Here is a 2,842-nt window from a genome sequence, read left to right as displayed (position 1 = left end):
TTGCTTCGTGTTTTGAAACTGCCTTTGCCCAAGAGGAGAATTTACCTGAAGATGTACAAATCAGCAGTGGCCATGGGCGTCAGGAAACGCGCATCACTTATGCACTGAAAGCAGATAAACTGTCTGAAGAGATAAAAGCAAAATGGCCTGGGCTCACTTCACTGGTTGCGGTTGAAAGACACAACAAGTCCGGCTCAACAACAAAAATAGATACGCACTTTTATGTTACTTCTGTCGAGCCAGATGTGCAGATGTTGCAAAAAGCCATCCGCCATCATTGGCACATAGAAAACCAGCAGCATTGGGTGTTGGATGTTGTGTTTAAGGAAGACGCTTGCCAGATAAGCGAGCCGATTTCGGCGGAGAATATGGCGCTGTTCAGACGGGTTGTTCGCAATTTGGTAAAGCAGCACACAGGACGTAAAGATTCGATACGTGGCAAGTGTGTTCGGGCCAGTTTTGACGATGAATTCAGGGCCGAGCTTATCTTTGGTTAATGGTTGTTAACAAAGTATGCTCTCACCCTGCCATTACAAGGGTTAGATTGCAATAGTAAAATAATGGAACTTTTCTTGAATTATTAGTTGTACGGAATTCACTCGAATCGGTATAATCGTTTTAATTATTGACAACAGCTTAGGTTAACTTCCTTGAAAGAAGATCCTTCTACACGTAAAAAGCGTGATATTGAAAATAGTATTCAAAATAATGTATGTGCTGAATGTGGAGCTGATTTAAAAAAACTGGTACTGTTGGAAGTGGCTCTATAAAAAATGGACTTTTTTGCTCACTTGGTTGTTATGTAAAATTTGGCTGTTCTGATAAAAAGGCTTTGCATTGAATAATTTTGATTTTCCTACTGATATGCTTTCGCAAAATGAAGCTTTAATTTCATGGCATTCAATGTTTATGGGAGTAGCAATAATGGCTTCAGGGAGGTCTAGAGACTATCTAACCCGAAATGGAGCCTGTATAGCATCTAAAGAAAACAAAATAGTTGGTGTTGGATATAACGGCTTACCTAGAGGATGTAATGATAATGATACTAGCTACTGGCACGATAATGATGAAGATCCCTTATACTCTCGTCATAGCTATATAGTTCATGCTGAGATGAACGCTATACTCAACTGCACATCACTGCCTTTGACAGGATGTAGTATATATACTACACAATTTCCATGCCCTAAATGCGCGCAATCAATCATCCAATCAGGGATTAGTAACGTCATATATTTACATAAAAAAGTCCATCACAATAGAAAAATAAGTGCCGTAGAAAAAATGTTTCATGACGCGAATATAAATATTATGCAACTGAAATCGCTTGATGGTTCGTCTTTTGAGTTTACTGAAAAGTTAAGTAACCTCTTAAAATCTACAACTACTCAAAACTAGCCTGTTATTCTTTGTTAAGCGTTAAGCTAACAATTCGTCAAAAGTTTAAAAGATATAATTTGGCGTCTTTCTTAACGAGGCACTTAGCCGCCTAAACCAACTTTGACAGGAAAGTTAAAGAAACTTAGTTTGGGTGTCCACATGCCTAAACCAACTATGGTAGGAAAGTTAACGAGATAATAGTTAGGACTACCGGGTTAACTTTAAAACTCCAGTTATATCAACTCCTGCTTCATTTCCATGAATATTTTATATTGAAGATTATTTTCTTTCATATGCCCATGGTTCGGCTGCTCAGCATGGCACTCGATGCATAATGGTCGAAGGTTTATAGGGTGGTTAAAAGCACTATTTTGGTTAATGTGATGTGTATGCAGGAAAGATTGAAGTTCTTCCCTTTCAAATGATTCCTTGCACCCATCACATATCCACTTCGCTCTATTTCTTATCTCTTTAGAAATTGATTTCCACTCACCACTTTTAAGATTTGAATTTTGATTAGAGTGTAGTGGCATAGTTAATTTGGCCACCCATTAAGAAAGAAATGTTATGCTATTAAGCATACAGATTTGGGTGAGAAAATGACGAAATTAAAACGCGCAACGTATTCCGCGGCAATCAAATTAGAAACAGCTCAGCTTGTAGTTGACCAAGGCTACACACAAGAAGATGCAGCTACGGCTATGGGTGTTGGTAAATCAACGGTAAGTAAGTGGGTAACTCAATTAAAGCAAGAACGAAATGGCCAGACACCCACAGCGTCACCAATGACACCCGAACAAATTGAAATTCGTGAGCTTAAAAAGCAAATTCAACGCATTGAATTAGAAAAGGATATATTAAAAAAGGCTACAGCTCTCTTGATGTCCGACTCCCTGAACAATTCTCGTTAATTGAGAAGTTAAATCAACGAGAGCGTTACCCAATTAGCGTGTTGTGTAGCGTATTCAATGTGCATCGCAGCAGCTATAAATATTGGGCCATACGGGATACAACGCCTAGACCAGAGCAAGTAAGGTTAGAAGCGGAAGTTAAAGCCATACATGCAATGAGCGGTGGTTCAGCTGGGGCACGGACAATCGCGGCAATCGCAACGAATAACGATTTTGAATTAAGCCGCTATCGCGCCGCTAAGCTAATGGTTAAACTAAAACTAGAGAGCTGCCAAGTACCACAACATCAATATAAACGCGGTGGTAATGAGCATCTTGAAATCCCAAATTTGTTAGATAGGCAGTTTGATGTTGTTGAGCCAAATACGGTGTGGTGCGGTGACAAAAAAAACATAAAAAAACATGACACCCACTTTAAAAAAATATGACACCCACTTTTATTTGCTTGTTTTTCATTCACTGTCTATCTTTTATCTATCGCTTTAAAGGGTAGGCAGATAACATGGCAACGGCACGTAAAAGACAGGTGAGTTTGGTCGATACAAAATATT

General features: G+C 39.0%; 2 protein-coding genes and 1 pseudogene. All 3 read left to right on the top strand.

Going from position 1 to position 2,842, the window contains the following annotated elements:
• Positions 1-497: ISAs1 family transposase (locus SANK73390_RS20295; protein ID WP_462768155.1), on the top strand; the 497-nt coding region annotated here is incomplete at its 5' end.
• Positions 498-837: 340 nt separating this feature from the next.
• Entirely contained in the window at positions 838-1,398 is a 561-nt protein-coding gene (locus tag SANK73390_RS20290) for a deoxycytidylate deaminase (RefSeq protein WP_462768154.1), read from the top strand.
• Between the two features lie 581 nt (positions 1,399-1,979).
• Positions 1,980-2,674: pseudogene (locus SANK73390_RS20285) on the top strand (transposase); the annotation flags it as partial.
• Between the last annotated feature and the right edge of the window lie 168 nt (positions 2,675-2,842).

The organism is Pseudoalteromonas sp. SANK 73390 (assembly GCF_054966645.1).
This window is presented reverse-complemented; position numbering and strand designations above follow the sequence as displayed.